Here is a 15,302-nt window from a genome sequence, read left to right on the forward strand (position 1 = left end):
ATATGCAACTGCCTATGGAGGCATTGATCTATGTCGCGATCTTCGTGGGCGTTCTGGCCCTGGTCGAAGGTATCTACCTGGTCGCGTTCGGCAAATCCATCAGCCTTAACAGCCGGGTAAACCGCCGCCTCGACATGCTCGACAAAGGTGTCGGGCGTGAACAGGTTCTGGAACAGCTGCGCAAGGAAATGCAGCAGCATATGAAATCGCAGAGCATCCCGCTCTATTCCCTTCTGGCCGACAAGGCGCAGAAGGCGGCGATTGCGTTTTCGCCCCGGCAATTGATCATGATCATGTGCCTTGTATCCGGGGTCGCGTTCATGGGGCTGAGCATCGGCACAGCCACCGATACCGCCTTACGGGCGGCCATTTCCGTCGCAATCGGTGTTGGCAGCGTTTATGCGTGGGTGAACCAAAAGGCCAAGAAACGCATGGGCATGATCGAAGAACAATTGCCCGAAGCCGTGGAACTGATGGTTCGCTCGCTGCGTGTCGGCAACCCCTTCGTCTCAACGATTCAGGTTGTTGCCACCGAGGTTCAGGACCCGCTGGGAACCGAGTTTGGCGTCATCGCCGATGAATGCGCCTATGGCCGCGACGTTGGCGAAGCCTTGAAAGACATGGCCGAACGTCTGGACATGCAGGATTTGCGGTTTTTGGCGGTTGCCGTGGGCATCCAGCAGCAATCCGGCGGTAACCTCGCAGAGATTCTGGCCGGTCTTGCACAGGTTATCCGTGCCCGATTCCGCCTGTTTCGCCGCGTCAAGGCGATCACGGCCGAGGCACAGTGGTCCGGTAAATTCCTGTCGGCCTTCCCGCTGGGCTGTCTGGCTTTCATACTGGTCAAGGATCCCGGCTATTATGACGGCGTTCTCGACCATCCCTGGTTCATTCCGATGTGTTTCTTTGTTGGCATCACGCTGACGCTGAACCTGATCGTCATGAAAATCATCACCAACATCAAGGTTTGAGGGCACAGCAATGGAAATCCTGACCCGCATCAATGACTTGCTGACCGAGCATCTGGGCGAGTTTGGACCACTGATCGTGGTCGGTGTTCTGGGGTTGTTCATGATCCTGGTCACTATCCCTCTGATGCTGAACCAGCCCGAGGATCCGCTCAAAAAGCTGCAGCGTTCGAATGCCGCGCCCAAGAAGGGAAAAAAGGCCAAGAAAGACCAGTTGCGGAACGCCGGTCGGAACGAGCAGCTTGAAAAATTCGCGACCTTTCTGGAACCGAAAGATCAGGAAGAGCTGTCGGCAATGCAGCTCAAGCTGCGGCAGGCAGGGTACCAGACCAAGGATGCGGTGCGTTTTTTCCACTTTGCACAGTTCTCCCTTGGGATCATCGGCATCATTGTCGGCGTTCTGCTGGTAACGGTGTTCGCGGGAACGCAGGAATTCACCACCCAGCAAATTCTGGTGCGCGTGCTGGTGCCCGGCGGTGTCGGCTACATGATCCCCAAATACTGGATCACGCGCCGCATCGAAGAGCGGAAAGAGAAGATTACGCAAGCCTTTCCCGACACGCTTGACCTGATGCTGGTTTGTGTGGAGGCCGGTCAGTCCCTCGATCAGGCCATTGTTCGGGTGTCAAACGAAATGAAAGCCTCGTACCCCGACATTGCGCAGGAGTTCGAGATCGTCGCTTACGAGATGAAAGCGGGTAAGGACAAGGATACCGTCCTGCGTGACTTTGGCACCCGTTGTGGCGTGCAGGACGTCAACTCGTTCGTCACGGTGATGATCCAGTCGGCGACCTTTGGTACATCAATTGCAGAAGCCCTGCGGGTGTATGCGGGCGAGATGCGCGACAAGCGCGTCATGCGCGCGGAAGAGGCTGCGAACAAGCTGCCAACCAAAATGACGCTTGTCACAATGGGACTGACAGTTCCGCCTTTGCTGGTTATTCTTGTCGGGCCTTCGGCAAACGTTATTTCGACTTTCGGCCGGTAGTAACCTGATGAACCCATTTCGATGCTGCGCCCGGACCGGGCTCCGCCGCATCTTTCAGGCCACCCTGGTTTTCGCCATGGTGGCCTCTTGCACAGAGACCGATCGTTCCGGCGATCTGGAGGCTCCGGGCATTGACCACGGGGGACAGGCCGAAGACGAAATTGAGGTTGGTAACCGCTTGATGGCCGCTGGCGAGTACGAACTGGCGCTCAAGTCCTTTACCCGCGCCGCTCTGGAACAGGGGATGACGCCGCAAATCCTGACATCGATGGGCACGGCAAATCTGGGCCTGAAGCGTCTTGGCCAGGCTGAAACCCTGCTGAGACGGGCCGTCAAGGATGATACCGATTGGCCGGTGGCCTGGAATAATCTGGGCGTTCTGCTGATGGAAACCGGGCAATATCCCGAAGCGGCCCAGGTGTTTCAGCGCGCTTATGCGCTGGACAATGGCGAAAGTGACGCAATCCGCGACAATCTGCGGTTAGCACTCGCAAAAATGGAAAATCCTGATAATAATACCTCACAAGAACAAGAATATACGCTGGAGCAGCAAGGCGACGGGCAATTTACGCTTCGCAAGCTCCCGTAACCAGAGACAAGAGCAGTAAAGGACGCAAAAATGCGCCAACAATTCTTGATTCCGTCGATCGTCATATGCGGATTGATTGTATCGGCATGCGCCAAAGAGACCGAAGAAGAAAAGGTCGAGCGTACATTTCAGGAAGTAAACGTCATAGATGAAACCAATCTGAATGACGTGTTGCTGAGTGCGGCCGACCCGAACGAGGCGGTCACATATTTCCACAATGCGGCCACCAAGAACCCTGATCGCATCGACCTGCAGCGGGGTCTGGCGATATCTCTGTCACGCGCCAAACGCACAACCGAAGCTTCTGCCGCCTGGAAGAAGGTCACAGGCATGAAAGGCTCGACCAACGCGGACAAGGTCGAGTATGCAGACGCTCTGGTTCGCGGCGGCAACTGGAAAGAGGCCGAGGCTGTGCTGGATTCAGTCCCACCCACATTTGAGACATTCAAGCGCTATCGTCTCGAGGCGTTGGTGGCGGATTCGCAGGAAAGCTGGAAGCGGGCAGATCATTTCTACGAAACCGCCGTGGGCCTGACGACGCGCCCGGGCAGTGTGATGAACAACTGGGGTTATTCAAAGCTGACACGCGGCCAGTATGCCGAGGCCGAACGCCTGTTTACTGAAGCGATCCGGCACGACAAATCCCTGTTCACCGCCAAGAACAACCTTGTCCTGGCCAGATCGGCCCAGAGAAACTACACCATGCCGGTCATTCCAATGACCCAGGTCGAGCGCGCCCAGTTGCTGAATACGATGGGGATCTCGGCGGTCAAGCAAGGGGATGTGAACACGGCCAAGAACCTGTTCCGCGAAGCCATTGCCACCCACCCGCAACATTTCGACGAAGCCGTCCGTTCGCTGCGTGCGCTCGAGGAAGCCTGATTGATGCATATCCCTGCGGTTGCAGCTGCGTGGTTCCTGCCATTTGTGCTGCCAATCTGCTTTTACGTCGCTTTCACTGATATGCGTGAAATGCGGATCAAGAATCACGCGGTTCTGGCGCTGGCGATAGTATATGCCGTCATCGGCCTGTTTGTCCTGCCGCCGTGGTCGCAGGAGTGGTTAAGCGGGCGTATTGGCCCCTTACCCGTCACTTTGCCCCTCTATCTGTGGCAACTGCTGCATATTGTCATTGTTCTGCTTGTTGGCATCGTCCTTAACGCGGCAGGGGTCATGGGCGCGGGAGACGCCAAGTTCCTGGCTGCTGCCTCTCCTTTCGTCTGGTTTGCCGACGCTTTTATCCTGTTGGCCGTTCTGACAGCGACCCTTCTGGCCGCCGTGGCAACCCATCGCCTGGCCAAGAACACCCGTCTGCGCAGTATTGCACCGCATTGGGAAAGCTGGGACCGTGGCCGGCAATTTCCAATGGGTCTGGCCCTGGCAGGCGCTTTGGCCATGTATCTGATATTGGGAACTGTTTACGGTTCGTGAACTATCATCAGCGCGCCTTGCCCCCGCCTTGGTCCTGCCACAAAGGCGGGCCAAATTTTCCGCAAGCGGCCCGTTCAGGGCCGGTTGACGTGAAACCGGGATAGACGAGCCACGCTCATGAATATGCAGACCACTTCCGTTATGGCCCCCCCTGCCCCAAAGGGGCTGGGTGAAATGCAGCTTCCGCTGGTGATGATGCGGGACATTTTGCTCAAGACGATCTTTCGCAAGAACGTCGACACCGTGTCCGAGATCGCCGCAGCCATCTGTCTTCCGGGTTCCGTTACGCAGGAACTGGTCGATATCACCCGCGATCAGAAACTGCTTGAGGCGACCGGCACCCTGAACGCAAACAGCGGCAACGAAATGGGTTACCAACTGACCGATGCGGGAAAGGCACGTGCGTTGGACGCGTTGAGCCAGTCGGAGTATTTCGGCGCCATGCCAGTACCGCTGGACGTGTATCGCGAGCAGGTCAAGCGCCAGTCGATTCGCAACATTCAGGTCACGCGTGAGCAACTGACCGGTGCGATGGGTCATCTGGTTCTGCCCGACAGCCTGCTTGACCATTTGGGCCCGGCGGTCAGCGCCGGCCGGTCGATCCTGATGTATGGCCCGCCGGGCAATGGTAAATCCTCGATCTCGAACGGTATCCGCGACGCGCTGGGGGACAATGTCTATGTGCCCTGGGCCATCGAATATGCCGGGCAGGTGATCACCGTCTATGACCCGATCGTGCACACCGCGATCGAACAGGAACCCGATGACCCCAACAGCCTGCGCCGCCGCAAACGGTTCGACTCGCGCTATGTTCAGTGCGAGCGCCCGACGGTTGTGACCGGGGGCGAACTGTCTCTCAGCATGCTTGATCTGGTCTACAATCCGACCGCGCGCACCTATCAGGCGCCGCTGCAGTTGAAATCGACGGGCGGCATCTTCATTGTCGACGACCTTGGCCGTCAGGCGGAACCGCCTCAGGCGCTGGTCAACCGCTGGATCGTTCCGCTGGAAGAAAACAAGGACATCCTTGGCCTTCAATCGGGTGAAAAGTTTGAAGTTCCCTTTGACACACTGGTCATCTTCTCGACCAACTTCCACCCGAACGAGATCTTTGACCAGGCCGCCCTGCGCCGGATCTTCTTCAAGATCAAGATCGACGGTCCGAACCAGGAAAACTTCCTGAAAATCTTCGCCATGGTTGCCCGCAAACGCGGCATGCCGCTGGACGAGGCCGCGCTGGTGCATCTGTTGAAAGTCAAATACCCGACGATCAATAACATCTATGCGAACTATCAGCCGATCTTCCTGATCGACCAGATGATCGCAATCTGCGAATTTGAAGGCATCCCTTATCAGATGAGCCCCGACCTGATCGACCGGGCCTGGGCAAACATGTTCGTCAAGGACGAGAAAATCGTCAAATAACGCCGTGCCAATCAGGCGCGAGGGCGGTTAATCTGCGCAAATGACGCAGATTCCCGCCCGGATCACCGACTGGTTTTCAGCCAAAGGCTGGTCCATCCATCCGCATCAGCAGGACATGTTCGACCGGGCACAGGACCCGGCGACATTGCTGATCGCACCCACAGGTGGCGGCAAGACCATGGCCGGCTTTCTGCCGACGCTGGCGGAACTGGCCGATGGCACGCATGAGGGCCTGCACACACTCTATGTCTCGCCGCTCAAGGCGCTGGCGGCGGATATCCGGCGCAATCTGCGTGGCCCGGCGGACGAAATCGGCCTGCCGATCCGGATCGAAGACCGGACCGGCGACACCTCGGCCACGCAAAAGAAACGCCAGCGCGTGGATCCGCCGCATATCCTGCTGACGACGCCCGAAAGTTTGGCGCTGCTAACCTCGTACGAGGACGCGCCGCGCATGTTCAAAGGCGTGCAGCGGGTGATCGTGGACGAGATTCACGCCCTTTCCGAAAGCAAACGCGGCGATCAGTTGATGCTGGCACTGGCGCGCCTGCAAAGCCTGTGCCCTGCCCTGCGTCGTGTGGGCCTGTCGGCAACTGTTGAAGACCCCGACGCTATCGCCCGGTTTCTTGCCCGCCACCCTGACACCTGCCGGATCATTCAGGCTGACCCGGGTCCTGACCCGGATATCTCGATGCTGGAAACGACCGAGATGCCACCATGGTCCGGCGGCGGCGCGGCCTATGCCATTCCGGCCGTGCTAGAGCAGGTCCGGCAACACAAGACGACATTGATCTTTCACAACACCCGCGCACAGGCGGAAATCTTCTTTCACAACCTGTGGCTCGCAAATGACGAGGGTCTGCCCATCGGCATTCATCATGGCAGTCTGGACCGGCAGCAACGCGAAAGGGTTGAAGCCGCAATGGTGCGCGGAGAGTTGCGCGCCATTGTCTGTACCGGCAGCCTGGATCTGGGCATCGACTGGGGTGAGGTGGATCTGGTGATCCAGATCGGCGCGCCCAAGAACGTCAAGCGACTGGTGCAACGCATTGGTCGCGCCAATCATCGATACAACGCCCCCTCCAAAGCTTTGCTGGTGCCTGCCAACCGGTTCGAGGTTGTTGAATGCGTTGCAGCGCTTGAAGCCGTCCAGGCGCATGATCTGGATGGCGAACCGCGCGGGCGCGGCCCAAGGGACGTGTTGTGCCAGCACATTCTGATTGCCGCCGCCGCAGGGCCGTTCGATGCGGACGACCTTTATGCGGAAATGACGATGGCAGGGCCTTTTGCCCAACTGTCGCGCCTGGAGTTCGACGCCTGTCTGGAGTTCTGTGCCACTGGGGGATACGCCCTGCGCGCCTATGACCGCTGGCAACGACTGCAGCAGCGCCCCGATGGCCGTTGGCAACTGCGCGACCCGCGCGCTGCGCAGCGTATCCGTATGAATCTGGGCACGATACAGGATACCGACACCCTGAAAGTGCGCCTGAAACGCAACCGGGGCGGCAAACCCCTGGGTGAGGTCGAAGAGGGCTTTGCCGCTTCGCTGACGCAGGGTGATACCTTTCTGATCGGCGGGCAGATCGTCCGCTATGAAGGCCTGCGCGAGATGGTTGTCGAGGTCAGTCGCCGCGCTGATCGCAAACCCAAGATCGCAACGTTTTCCGGCACGAAGTTTGCCACTTCCACGCAGTTAAGCGACCGCATCCTGCGGATGTTCGCGCAGGACGACTGGCCGCAATTGCCGCCGCACACCGCCGAGTGGCTGGCCCTGCAACGCAACATGTCCCGTCTGCCCCAACGCGACCGGCTGCTGATCGAAAGTTTTCCCAATGACGGGCGCGAAAATCTGTGTGTCTACGGATTTGCCGGGCGAAACGCCCAGCAAACGCTGGGCCTGCTGCTGACCAAACGGATGGAGGAAACCGGGCTGGCACCATTGGGCTTTGTCGCCACCGACTATGCCTCGCTGATCTGGGGACTGGATGCGGTGACCGATCCGCGCCCCCTGTTCGAACACAGAGCATTGCGGGCGGGGCTCGAGACATGGCTGGCAGGCAACGCGGTGATGAAGCGTACCTTTCGCGCCTCGGCGACAATCGCGGGGCTGATCGAACGGAACACCGGCGGCCAGCGCAAGAGCGGGCGGCAGGCAACGTTCTCGTCTGACATACTGTATGACACGCTGCTGAAATATGACCCGGACCACCTGCTGATGCAGATCACGCGCGAAGAGGCCATGCGTGGTCTGGTAGATTTCGGACGGATCGAGGAAATGATTGCGCGCATCGGCGACCGCATCGATCTTCTTCGGCTGGACAGAGTTTCCCCCCTGGCCGCGCCGCTGTTTCTTGAGGTCGGCAAAGTGCCCGTCAAAGGGGCCGCCGAAGAACGGCTATTGGCCGAGGAAAGCGCGCGGCTTTTGCAGGCTGCGGGATTAGAGAGCGGCTAATCCGCTTGCCTTGGGTCGGGAAAAAGGCAAAGAACGGATCATGAACAGCCTGTTGTTTACCTTTGCCGGTCTATCCCTGCACGCTTTGGGGTCCGGGGCGTTGTGGTGGCCCGATCGGAAATTGCTGTGCGTGTCCGACCTGCATCTGGGCAAGTCCGAGCGGATGGCCCGGCGCGGCGGGGCCGCGCTGCCGCCCTATGACACACAGGACACGCTGACGCGGCTGGCGGCGGACCTGCACCAGACCCGCGCCGAGACGGTCATTTGCCTGGGTGACAGTTTCGACGATCTGGACGCCGCACAGTCATTGATCCCGGACCATCAATTGCAGATCGTCACCCTGCAGGCCGGCCGGGACTGGATCTGGATCGAAGGCAACCACGATCCGGGACCTGTCGAACTGGGCGGAACGCATCTGTCCGAGTGCTCCTTGGGACCGTTAGTATTCCGCCACATCGCCGAACCCTCTGGCCGGGCCGAGGTTTCGGGCCACTACCACCCTAAGGCGAGCTTACGCGTGCGTGGCCGGTCCATCACCCGGCCGGCGTTCCTGCTGGATCAGGCACGTTTGATAATGCCGGCATACGGTACGTTTACGGGCGGTCTGCGCAGTACCGACGCGGCGTTGGCCGGCTTGATGGACAAACAGGCCAAAGCCATTCTGACCGGGCCACAGCCACAGGTCATTCCCATGCCGCGCTAGTTCAGATCAGCCCGTCCTGTTCCAACATGGGTCTGTATTTTCGGCTGACCGGCACAAGGTCGCCGTTACGCAGCCGGACGAAAGTCTTTCCGTCGGTCCGTTCGGTGCTGACAATTGCATCATCAGTCACCCAATGGGATCGGTGTGTGCAATGACCGGGGATCGGCTCCATCTCGTCGATCGCATCCGTAAAACGCGATCGAATGGTAAACGTACCCTCAGAGGTGACGACATCCACATTGTGATCCCGAACCGTCAGACGATAGATCCGGCCCTGAAAACCCGCCGGAAGACGTCTGACCAGACGCGGCATCTGCTCTGGCAATCCGGTCGGCTTTGGATGTCCGGGTTCGGTCCGGCCGACCAGAATCAGGCCGGTCGAGAACAGCACCCCGTAAGGTAAGACCGCCAGCGCACCTGGGGCTTCCTGTCCGCCAATCGTGAACAGCAGCCAGGCCAAAAGCCACAATGCCGGTGTAAACAGGATCAGGATGACGGCAGAGAAGACAACGTCTCGGGCCGAAAGATAGTCCTGAGACAGATGTTCATAGATGAACTTTCTGGAAAGCCATGTCGCGGCGATTGCCAGTGCCATGACACCGGCCCAGAATGTCAATCGCATGCCGAACGGCAATGCGACGTCCAGAAAAGGTGGAAATGTGTAAGCCAGCAGCGGAACGAAAACCAATCCAGCCACCACGCGTTGAAGGGTGCAAGCGGCTATGATCAGGTTCAGTTTTGACTTCATATTGTTCCGACGGGCAATCCGCTGAGGTCCGTTACAGTCACTTCGAGCGGCATGCATTTCGCATTTAACCAACTGGATTTAATAACTTATCACCGATTTGATCACATTCAAACCCGTTTATTCAAAATTAATGTTGTCTCTCAATGAGGAAACGGCCGGGAAGGTTTCCCCTGCCCGGCCGTTCCAAAGCATCGGTTGCGCGCTGAAATTGCGCGCAATCTTCCGCGATCAAGCGGTCAGGCCCTCGGGTTCAGGTAAACCGTTCGCGCGGCAGCACGCTGTCAGCGTGTTGGCCAGCAAGCAAGCGATGGTCATCGGGCCAACGCCGCCCGGAACCGGCGTGATCGCACCGGCGCGTTCGGCCGCACTGGCATAGTCGACGTCTCCGACCAGCTTGTTCTTGCCGTCGCGCTCGATCCGGTTGATGCCCACATCGATCACGGTCGCCCCTTCCTTGATCCAGTCGCCCGGCACCATCTCGGGGCGGCCTACGGCGGCAACCACGATATCGGCGCGGCGCACGACGTCCGGCAGGTCCTTGGTGCGCGAATGCGCGATGGTCACGGTGCAGCTGTCACCCAGCAACAGTTGCGCCATCGGCTTGCCGACGATGTTCGACCGGCCGATCACAACAGCATCCATACCCGACAGTGACCCATGGTGGTCGCGCAGCATCATCAGGCAACCCAGCGGGGTGCAGGGCACCATCGACTTCTGACCGGTACCCAACAGGCCCACATTCGAGATATGGAACCCATCCACGTCCTTGGCCGGGTCGATCGAGTTGATCACCAGATCCTCGTTCAGATGCTTGGGCAGCGGAAGCTGAACCAGAATCCCGTGCACGGCGGGATCGTTGTTCAGCTTGTCGATCAACGCCAGCAGGTCTGCCTCGGAGGTTTCGACATCCAGCTTGTGCTCGTACGAGTTCATGCCGACCTCGACTGTCATTTTGCCCTTTGAGCGGACATAGACCTGACTGGCCGGATCCTCGCCCACCAGAACCACGGCCAGGCCGGGCGTGATGCCGTTTTCCTCTTTCAGCTTTGCAACCTGATCGGCCACCTGCGCGCGGACTTTGGCCGCAAAGGCCTTGCCGTCGATGACTTGAGCTACCATCCTTTGATCCCTTCTTTCAAAAGCGGATCGGGCGCCAGAAGCGCCCGGTCATTCAGTCAGGGCCGAGCACACTTTCTTCGCGTGCAATCGACCAATCAATCAAGATACGCCACAGATCTTCGGCAAGATCAGGGTCCATGCCCAGTCTGTCCGAGCTCACACGTACCTTTTGCACCACATCTTCAACTCGCTCAGGAATTCGGGCCGGAAGACCCTCGCCCGGTTTCAGCTCAGACGCGCGGTCAATGTAAGTTGCGCGCGTCACCAACATCTCAATCAGTTGGCGGTCCAGCTTGTCGATCTGAACCCGCAATTCCTGCATGGAAAGACAGTCTTGCGGCAGTGTCAGAGTGGGCATCGCAATCTCCTCATGGCCCGGGGATTCCCCGGACCACGAGATGTCTCATTCAGCGGCTTAGAACAAGCCCTCGATCTCACCTGCGTCATTGAGGCAGATGGTTTCCGCGGCGGGTTTGCGCGGCAGACCGGGCATGGTCATGATCTCACCACAGACAACCACGATGAAACCGGCACCAGCGGACAGGCGAACCTCGCGAACCGGAACCGAGTGGCCGGTGGGCGCGCCACGCAGGGACGGATCGGTCGAGAACGAATACTGGGTTTTTGCCATGCAGACCGGCAGGTTGCCGTAACCGGCGGCTTCCCATTCCTTCAGCTGGTTGCGGATCTTGGAATCAGCCAGCACCTCGTCAGCGCGGTAGATGCGCTTGGCGATGGTCTCGACTTTTTCGAACAGCGGCATGTCGTCCGGATAGATCGGCGAGAAGTTCGCAGTACCGGCATCGGCGATTTCCACAACCTTTTTGGCCAGATCCTCGGATCCCTCCGAGCCCAGTTCCCAGTGACGGGACAGAACCGCCTCAACCCCGTGCTCGGCGCAATAGTCCTTGACGGCCTGCACTTCGGCGTCGGTGTCGGTGACGAAGTGGTTGATCGCGACGACGACCGGCACACCGAAGGACTTCACGTTCTCGATATGGCGGCCCAGGTTGGCACAGCCCGACTTCACGGCATCAACATTCTCGGCACCCAGATCGGCCTTGGCAACGCCGCCGTTCATCTTCATCGCGCGCACGGTGGCAACCAGCACGACAGCAGACGGAGCGATGCCCGCCTTGCGGCATTTGATGTTCATGAACTTTTCGGCACCCAGATCGGCACCAAAGCCCGCTTCGGTCACGACATAGTCGGCGACTTTCAGAGCGGTCTTGGTGGCGATGACCGAGTTACAGCCATGCGCGATGTTCGCGAAAGGACCGCCGTGAACGAAGGCCGGGTTGTTTTCCAGCGTCTGCACCAGGTTCGGCTGCATGGCGTCCTTCAGCAGAACGGTCATCGCGCCCTCAGCCTTGATGTCGCGGCAGTAGACCGGCGTCTTGTCGCGACGGTAAGCGACGATGATGTCGCCCAGGCGTTTCTCCAGATCCTTCAGATCGTTTGCCAGGCACAGGATCGCCATGACTTCAGACGCCACTGTGATGTCATAGCCTGCTTCGCGCGGGAAACCGTTCGAGACACCGCCAAGCGAGCAGGTGATCTGACGCAAAGCGCGGTCGTTCATGTCGACCACGCGGCGCCACACGACGCGGCGCATGTCGATGGCCTGCTCATTGCCCCAGTAGATGTGGTTGTCGATCATTGCCGACAGCAGCGAGTGAGCCGAGGTGATGGCGTGGAAGTCACCGGTGAAGTGCAGGTTCATTTCCTCCATCGGAACAACCTGCGCGTAACCGCCACCTGCAGCGCCGCCCTTCATCCCGAAGTTCGGACCCAGCGAGGCTTCGCGGATACAGATCATCGCGTTCTTGCCGATGCGGTTCAGGCCGTCGCCCAGACCAACGGTGGTAGTGGTTTTGCCTTCACCTGCCGGGGTTGGGTTGATCGCGGTCACCAGGATCAGCTTGCCATCTTCACGGTCCTGCACCGAGTTGATGAAGTCCTGGCTGACCTTTGCTTTGTCGTGACCGTATGGCAGCAGGTCTGCGGACTCGATGCCGATTTTAGCGCCGATTTCCTGAATCGGCTTTTTGTTCGCTTCGCGGGCGATTTCGATGTCGGATTTGTAGCTCATTGGGCAGGGTCCCTGGTTGAATGCCGTGCAAAACCGACGCTGAGCGTCGGCGCTGTGCAATCCATACCGTCGTGTACAAAGCGGATGGCTATGGATTCCGACATAATTGTGCCGCGAAACGGCGTCGGGGTGTTTACCGCGTTTCTAATCGGAAACGCCGGCACCGGAAGGTGCCCAGGCCCGCTGATCCGGCACGAACAGTTTCATGCTGTCACCCAGCTTCAATTGACCCGGGCGTTCGACCCAGGCGGTCACGCCCCTGCGCCCCTGTGCCGCCGGTTTGAAGGCAGGGCCATGTCCCGGCAGGTCGGCTTCCACCTCGCGTCCCGGAATGATGCAGGGACGGTTTTCCATATCGATCGTTAGCGTCAGGCCATTTACGGCCTGCAGACGGGAACTTGGCGGCACATGGGTGAAATCGGGAATTCCGCGCAACACAAGGCTGGCGCCCAGATAGGACGGGTCCAGCCGGGTGAGGCTCATCTCGGCGGCAATCTCGTCCAGTTGCTCGGCTGACAATACCGACAACTGCCGGACATTTCGAATTTCTGTTCCCTTCGGATACAGGTTTGTAATGCGAACGCAGGAGGCCCGGTTCACACCTTCGTGCCGCGCGCCGGGATCACCCGCGAAATCCAGATCCAGCGTCTGGACCGACTTGGCCCGAATGCTATTGCCAGCAGGAACGTGCCCCAGCCAGGTCACTTCGGCGGTGTATTCGGTTTGGCGCAATACGGGCATGTCACCCCTTTCAGGCTGTGTGCGGTAACACGGCACAGAAACCCAGTTTTAGGTGATTGGAAAGAAAAAAGACCCGGGACATTGCCCGGGTCCGTGTTCTTAAGCTGAAGGTTCCGGCTCCATCCCACCTTCGGGTGGAGACTTCTTGACCTTGGTCTTCGGGATCGCGGTGACACTGGGGGCGCTACCCTCGTCGGTGTTGTCGCCCTCGTCATCCCCCTCGCCGGGCGATTCGCCGTTCATGACGCGCTTGATCTCGTCACCCGTCAGCGTTTCGTATTCCAGCAAGCCCTGTGCCAGGCGTTCCCAGCTTTCACCGTTCTCGTGCAGGATTTCGAGCGCACGCTCATAACCCTGCTGGATCAGGCGCTTCACCTCTTCCTCGATCAGTTCCTTGGTGTGGGCGGAAACCGAGAATCCGGCCGTGTTGCCTGAATACCCCTCATGCGCCTCGGCATAGTCGATATTGCCGACCTTGTCGGACATGCCCCAGCGCATCACCATGGCGCGCGCCAGCTGGCTGGCCTGCATGATGTCACCGGCCGGACCGTTCGACACATGGTCTTCACCGTATTTGATCACCTCAGCGGCTTTGCCCGCCATGGTCATGGCCAGCTTCTGCTCACACTCATCGCGGTGATAGTTCAGGCGGTCCATTTCCGGCAGCGAAACCACCATACCCAGCGCACCACCGCGCGGGATGATCGTCGCCTTGTAGACCGGATCGCACAGTGGCAGGGTCAGGCCGACCACGGCGTGACCGGCCTCGTGATAAGCGGTCTTTTCCTTCTGGTCCTGTGTCAGAACCATCGAGCGGCGCTCGGCCCCCATCATCACCTTGTCTTTCGCGTTCTCGAAATCTTCCATGGTGACAAAGCGGCGGCCCACACGGGCAGCCATCAGGGCGGCCTCGTTCACGAGGTTCGCCAGATCAGCACCCGAGAATCCCGGCGTACCGCGTGCAATGATACGCAGGTCGACATCGGGGCCCAAAGGCGTCTTGCGGGCGTGGACACCCAGAATTTTCTCGCGGCCCTTGATGTCCGGATTACCCACGGTGACCTGACGGTCGAAACGGCCTGGACGCAGCAGCGCGGGGTCCAGAACGTCTTTACGGTTGGTGGCCGCAAGAATGATCACGCCTTCGTTGGCCTCGAACCCGTCCATCTCGACCAGCAACTGGTTGAGGGTTTGTTCGCGTTCGTCGTTACCACCGCCATAACCGGCGCCACGGTGGCGACCCACGGCGTCGATTTCATCAATGAAGACGATACAGGGCGCGTTTTTCTTGGCCTGCTCGAACATGTCGCGCACACGGGACGCGCCGACACCCACGAACATTTCAACGAAGTCTGAACCCGAAATGGTGAAGAACGGCACGCCAGCCTCACCTGCAATCGCACGGGCCAACAGCGTTTTACCGGTACCCGGAGGGCCAACCAGCAGCGCACCTTTTGGAATCTTGCCGCCCAAGCGGCTGAACTTCTGCGGGTTGCGCAGGAATTCAACGATTTCTTCCAGTTCTTCCTTGGCTTCATCGATGCCCGCCACGTCGTCAAATGTCACGCGGCCATGCTTTTCTGTCAGCATCTTAGCCTTGGACTTGCCAAAGCCCATCGCGCCGCCTTTGCCGCCGCCCTGCATCCGGTTCATGAAATAGACCCAGACACCGATCAGCAGCAGGAAGGGCAGCAGTGTGATCAGGAACGACTGGAAACCCGACTGTTGCTGCTTTTCAGCGCGCACGGGGATGTTCTTGTCGATCAGCAGTTTGGTGACTTCGGCATCGCCGGGCTTGATGGTAACATAGCTGGCACCACTTTGGGTGGTATAGCGAATCTGCTCGCCGTCCAGTGTCACATTCTTGACTTCGCCACCCTCAACAGCGCTGACAAAGTCGGAATAAGTTCTTTCGTTATTCTGAAGCGAACCGCCCGGTCCGCTGAACAGATTAAACAATGCCAGGATCAGCAGAAAAAGAACGACCCAGAAAGCGATATTACGAGCGTTGCCCAAGAAAAATCTCCCAACAGATTTCGGCAGGTG

14 protein-coding genes are annotated in these 15,302 nt (G+C 59.0%); 8 read left to right on the plus strand and 6 right to left on the minus strand.

The window, feature by feature from the left end; genetic code table 11:
- Positions 1-2: 2 nt before the first annotated feature.
- The 8 genes from ACR0JW_RS08360 (at position 3) to pdeM (ending at position 8,556) form a co-directional block, all read left to right on the plus strand.
- Complete coding sequence (locus ACR0JW_RS08360; RefSeq protein ID WP_170678144.1) at positions 3-971, plus strand: type II secretion system F family protein; 969 nt, start codon at positions 3-5, stop codon at positions 969-971.
- Positions 972-981: 10 nt separating this feature from the next.
- On the plus strand, positions 982-1,956 hold the full coding sequence (locus tag ACR0JW_RS08365; RefSeq protein ID WP_170678146.1) for a type II secretion system F family protein: 975 nt from the start codon (positions 982-984) through the stop codon (positions 1,954-1,956).
- 7 nt (positions 1,957-1,963) lie between these two features.
- On the plus strand, positions 1,964-2,545 hold the full coding sequence (locus ACR0JW_RS08370; protein ID WP_170678148.1) for a tetratricopeptide repeat protein: 582 nt from the start codon (positions 1,964-1,966) through the stop codon (positions 2,543-2,545).
- A gap of 30 nt (positions 2,546-2,575) precedes the next feature.
- Entirely contained in the window at positions 2,576-3,427 is an 852-nt protein-coding gene (locus ACR0JW_RS08375) for a tetratricopeptide repeat protein (RefSeq protein WP_170678150.1), read from the plus strand.
- A gap of 3 nt (positions 3,428-3,430) precedes the next feature.
- Positions 3,431-3,976 (plus strand): prepilin peptidase, encoded by a 546-nt coding sequence (locus tag ACR0JW_RS08380; protein ID WP_170678579.1) that lies wholly within the window; start codon positions 3,431-3,433, stop codon positions 3,974-3,976.
- Positions 3,977-4,093: 117 nt separating this feature from the next.
- Positions 4,094-5,401, plus strand: coding sequence for an ATPase (locus ACR0JW_RS08385; RefSeq protein ID WP_170613292.1), 1,308 nt, complete (start codon positions 4,094-4,096; stop codon positions 5,399-5,401).
- 40 nt (positions 5,402-5,441) lie between these two features.
- Positions 5,442-7,853, plus strand: a complete 2,412-nt coding sequence (locus tag ACR0JW_RS08390; RefSeq protein ID WP_170678152.1) for a ligase-associated DNA damage response DEXH box helicase — start codon at positions 5,442-5,444, stop codon at positions 7,851-7,853.
- Positions 7,854-7,893: 40 nt separating this feature from the next.
- On the plus strand, positions 7,894-8,556 hold the full coding sequence (gene pdeM, locus ACR0JW_RS08395) for a ligase-associated DNA damage response endonuclease PdeM (RefSeq protein WP_170678154.1): 663 nt from the start codon (positions 7,894-7,896) through the stop codon (positions 8,554-8,556).
- Between the two features lies 1 nt (position 8,557).
- Here the strand turns inward: pdeM and ACR0JW_RS08400 are convergent, their stop codons facing one another.
- The 6 genes from ACR0JW_RS08400 to ftsH form a co-directional block, all read right to left on the minus strand.
- Positions 8,558-9,304 carry a LytTR family DNA-binding domain-containing protein gene (locus ACR0JW_RS08400; RefSeq protein WP_170678156.1) on the minus strand — a complete coding sequence of 249 codons (747 nt, stop codon included), beginning with the start codon at positions 9,302-9,304 and terminating at the stop codon, positions 8,558-8,560.
- Between the two features lie 228 nt (positions 9,305-9,532).
- Positions 9,533-10,423 carry a bifunctional methylenetetrahydrofolate dehydrogenase/methenyltetrahydrofolate cyclohydrolase FolD gene (gene folD, locus ACR0JW_RS08405; RefSeq protein ID WP_170678158.1) on the minus strand — a complete coding sequence of 297 codons (891 nt, stop codon included), beginning with the start codon at positions 10,421-10,423 and terminating at the stop codon, positions 9,533-9,535.
- Between the two features lie 52 nt (positions 10,424-10,475).
- The gene (locus ACR0JW_RS08410) at positions 10,476-10,781 is read right to left on the minus strand and encodes a chorismate mutase (protein ID WP_170678160.1); all 306 of its coding nucleotides are present in this window, start codon (positions 10,779-10,781) and stop codon (positions 10,476-10,478) included.
- A gap of 57 nt (positions 10,782-10,838) precedes the next feature.
- Entirely contained in the window at positions 10,839-12,515 is a 1,677-nt protein-coding gene (locus ACR0JW_RS08415) for a formate--tetrahydrofolate ligase (protein ID WP_170678162.1), read from the minus strand.
- Between the two features lie 144 nt (positions 12,516-12,659).
- The gene (locus tag ACR0JW_RS08420) at positions 12,660-13,256 is read right to left on the minus strand and encodes an MOSC domain-containing protein (RefSeq protein ID WP_480713807.1); all 597 of its coding nucleotides are present in this window, start codon (positions 13,254-13,256) and stop codon (positions 12,660-12,662) included.
- Positions 13,257-13,355: 99 nt separating this feature from the next.
- Positions 13,356-15,272: an ATP-dependent zinc metalloprotease FtsH gene (gene ftsH, locus ACR0JW_RS08425; protein WP_170613308.1), complete on the minus strand. Its 1,917-nt coding sequence runs from the start codon at positions 15,270-15,272 to the stop codon at positions 13,356-13,358.
- Positions 15,273-15,302: the final 30 nt, after the last annotated feature.

The sequence above is a fragment of the Ruegeria sp. BG6 genome, assembly GCF_056538465.1.

Coding starts and splice junctions, on each gene's coding strand:
- ACR0JW_RS08360 (WP_170678144.1), top strand. CDS start 3: ATGCAACTGCCTATGGAGGCATTGATCTATGTCGCGATCTTCGTGGGC.
- ACR0JW_RS08365 (WP_170678146.1), top strand. CDS start 982: ATGGAAATCCTGACCCGCATCAATGACTTGCTGACCGAGCATCTGGGC.
- ACR0JW_RS08370 (WP_170678148.1), top strand. CDS start 1,964: ATGAACCCATTTCGATGCTGCGCCCGGACCGGGCTCCGCCGCATCTTT.
- ACR0JW_RS08375 (WP_170678150.1), top strand. CDS start 2,576: ATGCGCCAACAATTCTTGATTCCGTCGATCGTCATATGCGGATTGATT.
- ACR0JW_RS08380 (WP_170678579.1), top strand. CDS start 3,431: ATGCATATCCCTGCGGTTGCAGCTGCGTGGTTCCTGCCATTTGTGCTG.
- ACR0JW_RS08385 (WP_170613292.1), top strand. CDS start 4,094: ATGAATATGCAGACCACTTCCGTTATGGCCCCCCCTGCCCCAAAGGGG.
- ACR0JW_RS08390 (WP_170678152.1), top strand. CDS start 5,442: ATGACGCAGATTCCCGCCCGGATCACCGACTGGTTTTCAGCCAAAGGC.
- pdeM (WP_170678154.1), top strand. CDS start 7,894: ATGAACAGCCTGTTGTTTACCTTTGCCGGTCTATCCCTGCACGCTTTG.
- ACR0JW_RS08400 (WP_170678156.1), bottom strand. CDS start 9,304: ATGAAGTCAAAACTGAACCTGATCATAGCCGCTTGCACCCTTCAACGC.
- folD (WP_170678158.1), bottom strand. CDS start 10,423: ATGGTAGCTCAAGTCATCGACGGCAAGGCCTTTGCGGCCAAAGTCCGC.
- ACR0JW_RS08410 (WP_170678160.1), bottom strand. CDS start 10,781: ATGCCCACTCTGACACTGCCGCAAGACTGTCTTTCCATGCAGGAATTG.
- ACR0JW_RS08415 (WP_170678162.1), bottom strand. CDS start 12,515: ATGAGCTACAAATCCGACATCGAAATCGCCCGCGAAGCGAACAAAAAG.
- ACR0JW_RS08420 (WP_480713807.1), bottom strand. CDS start 13,256: ATGCCCGTATTGCGCCAAACCGAATACACCGCCGAAGTGACCTGGCTG.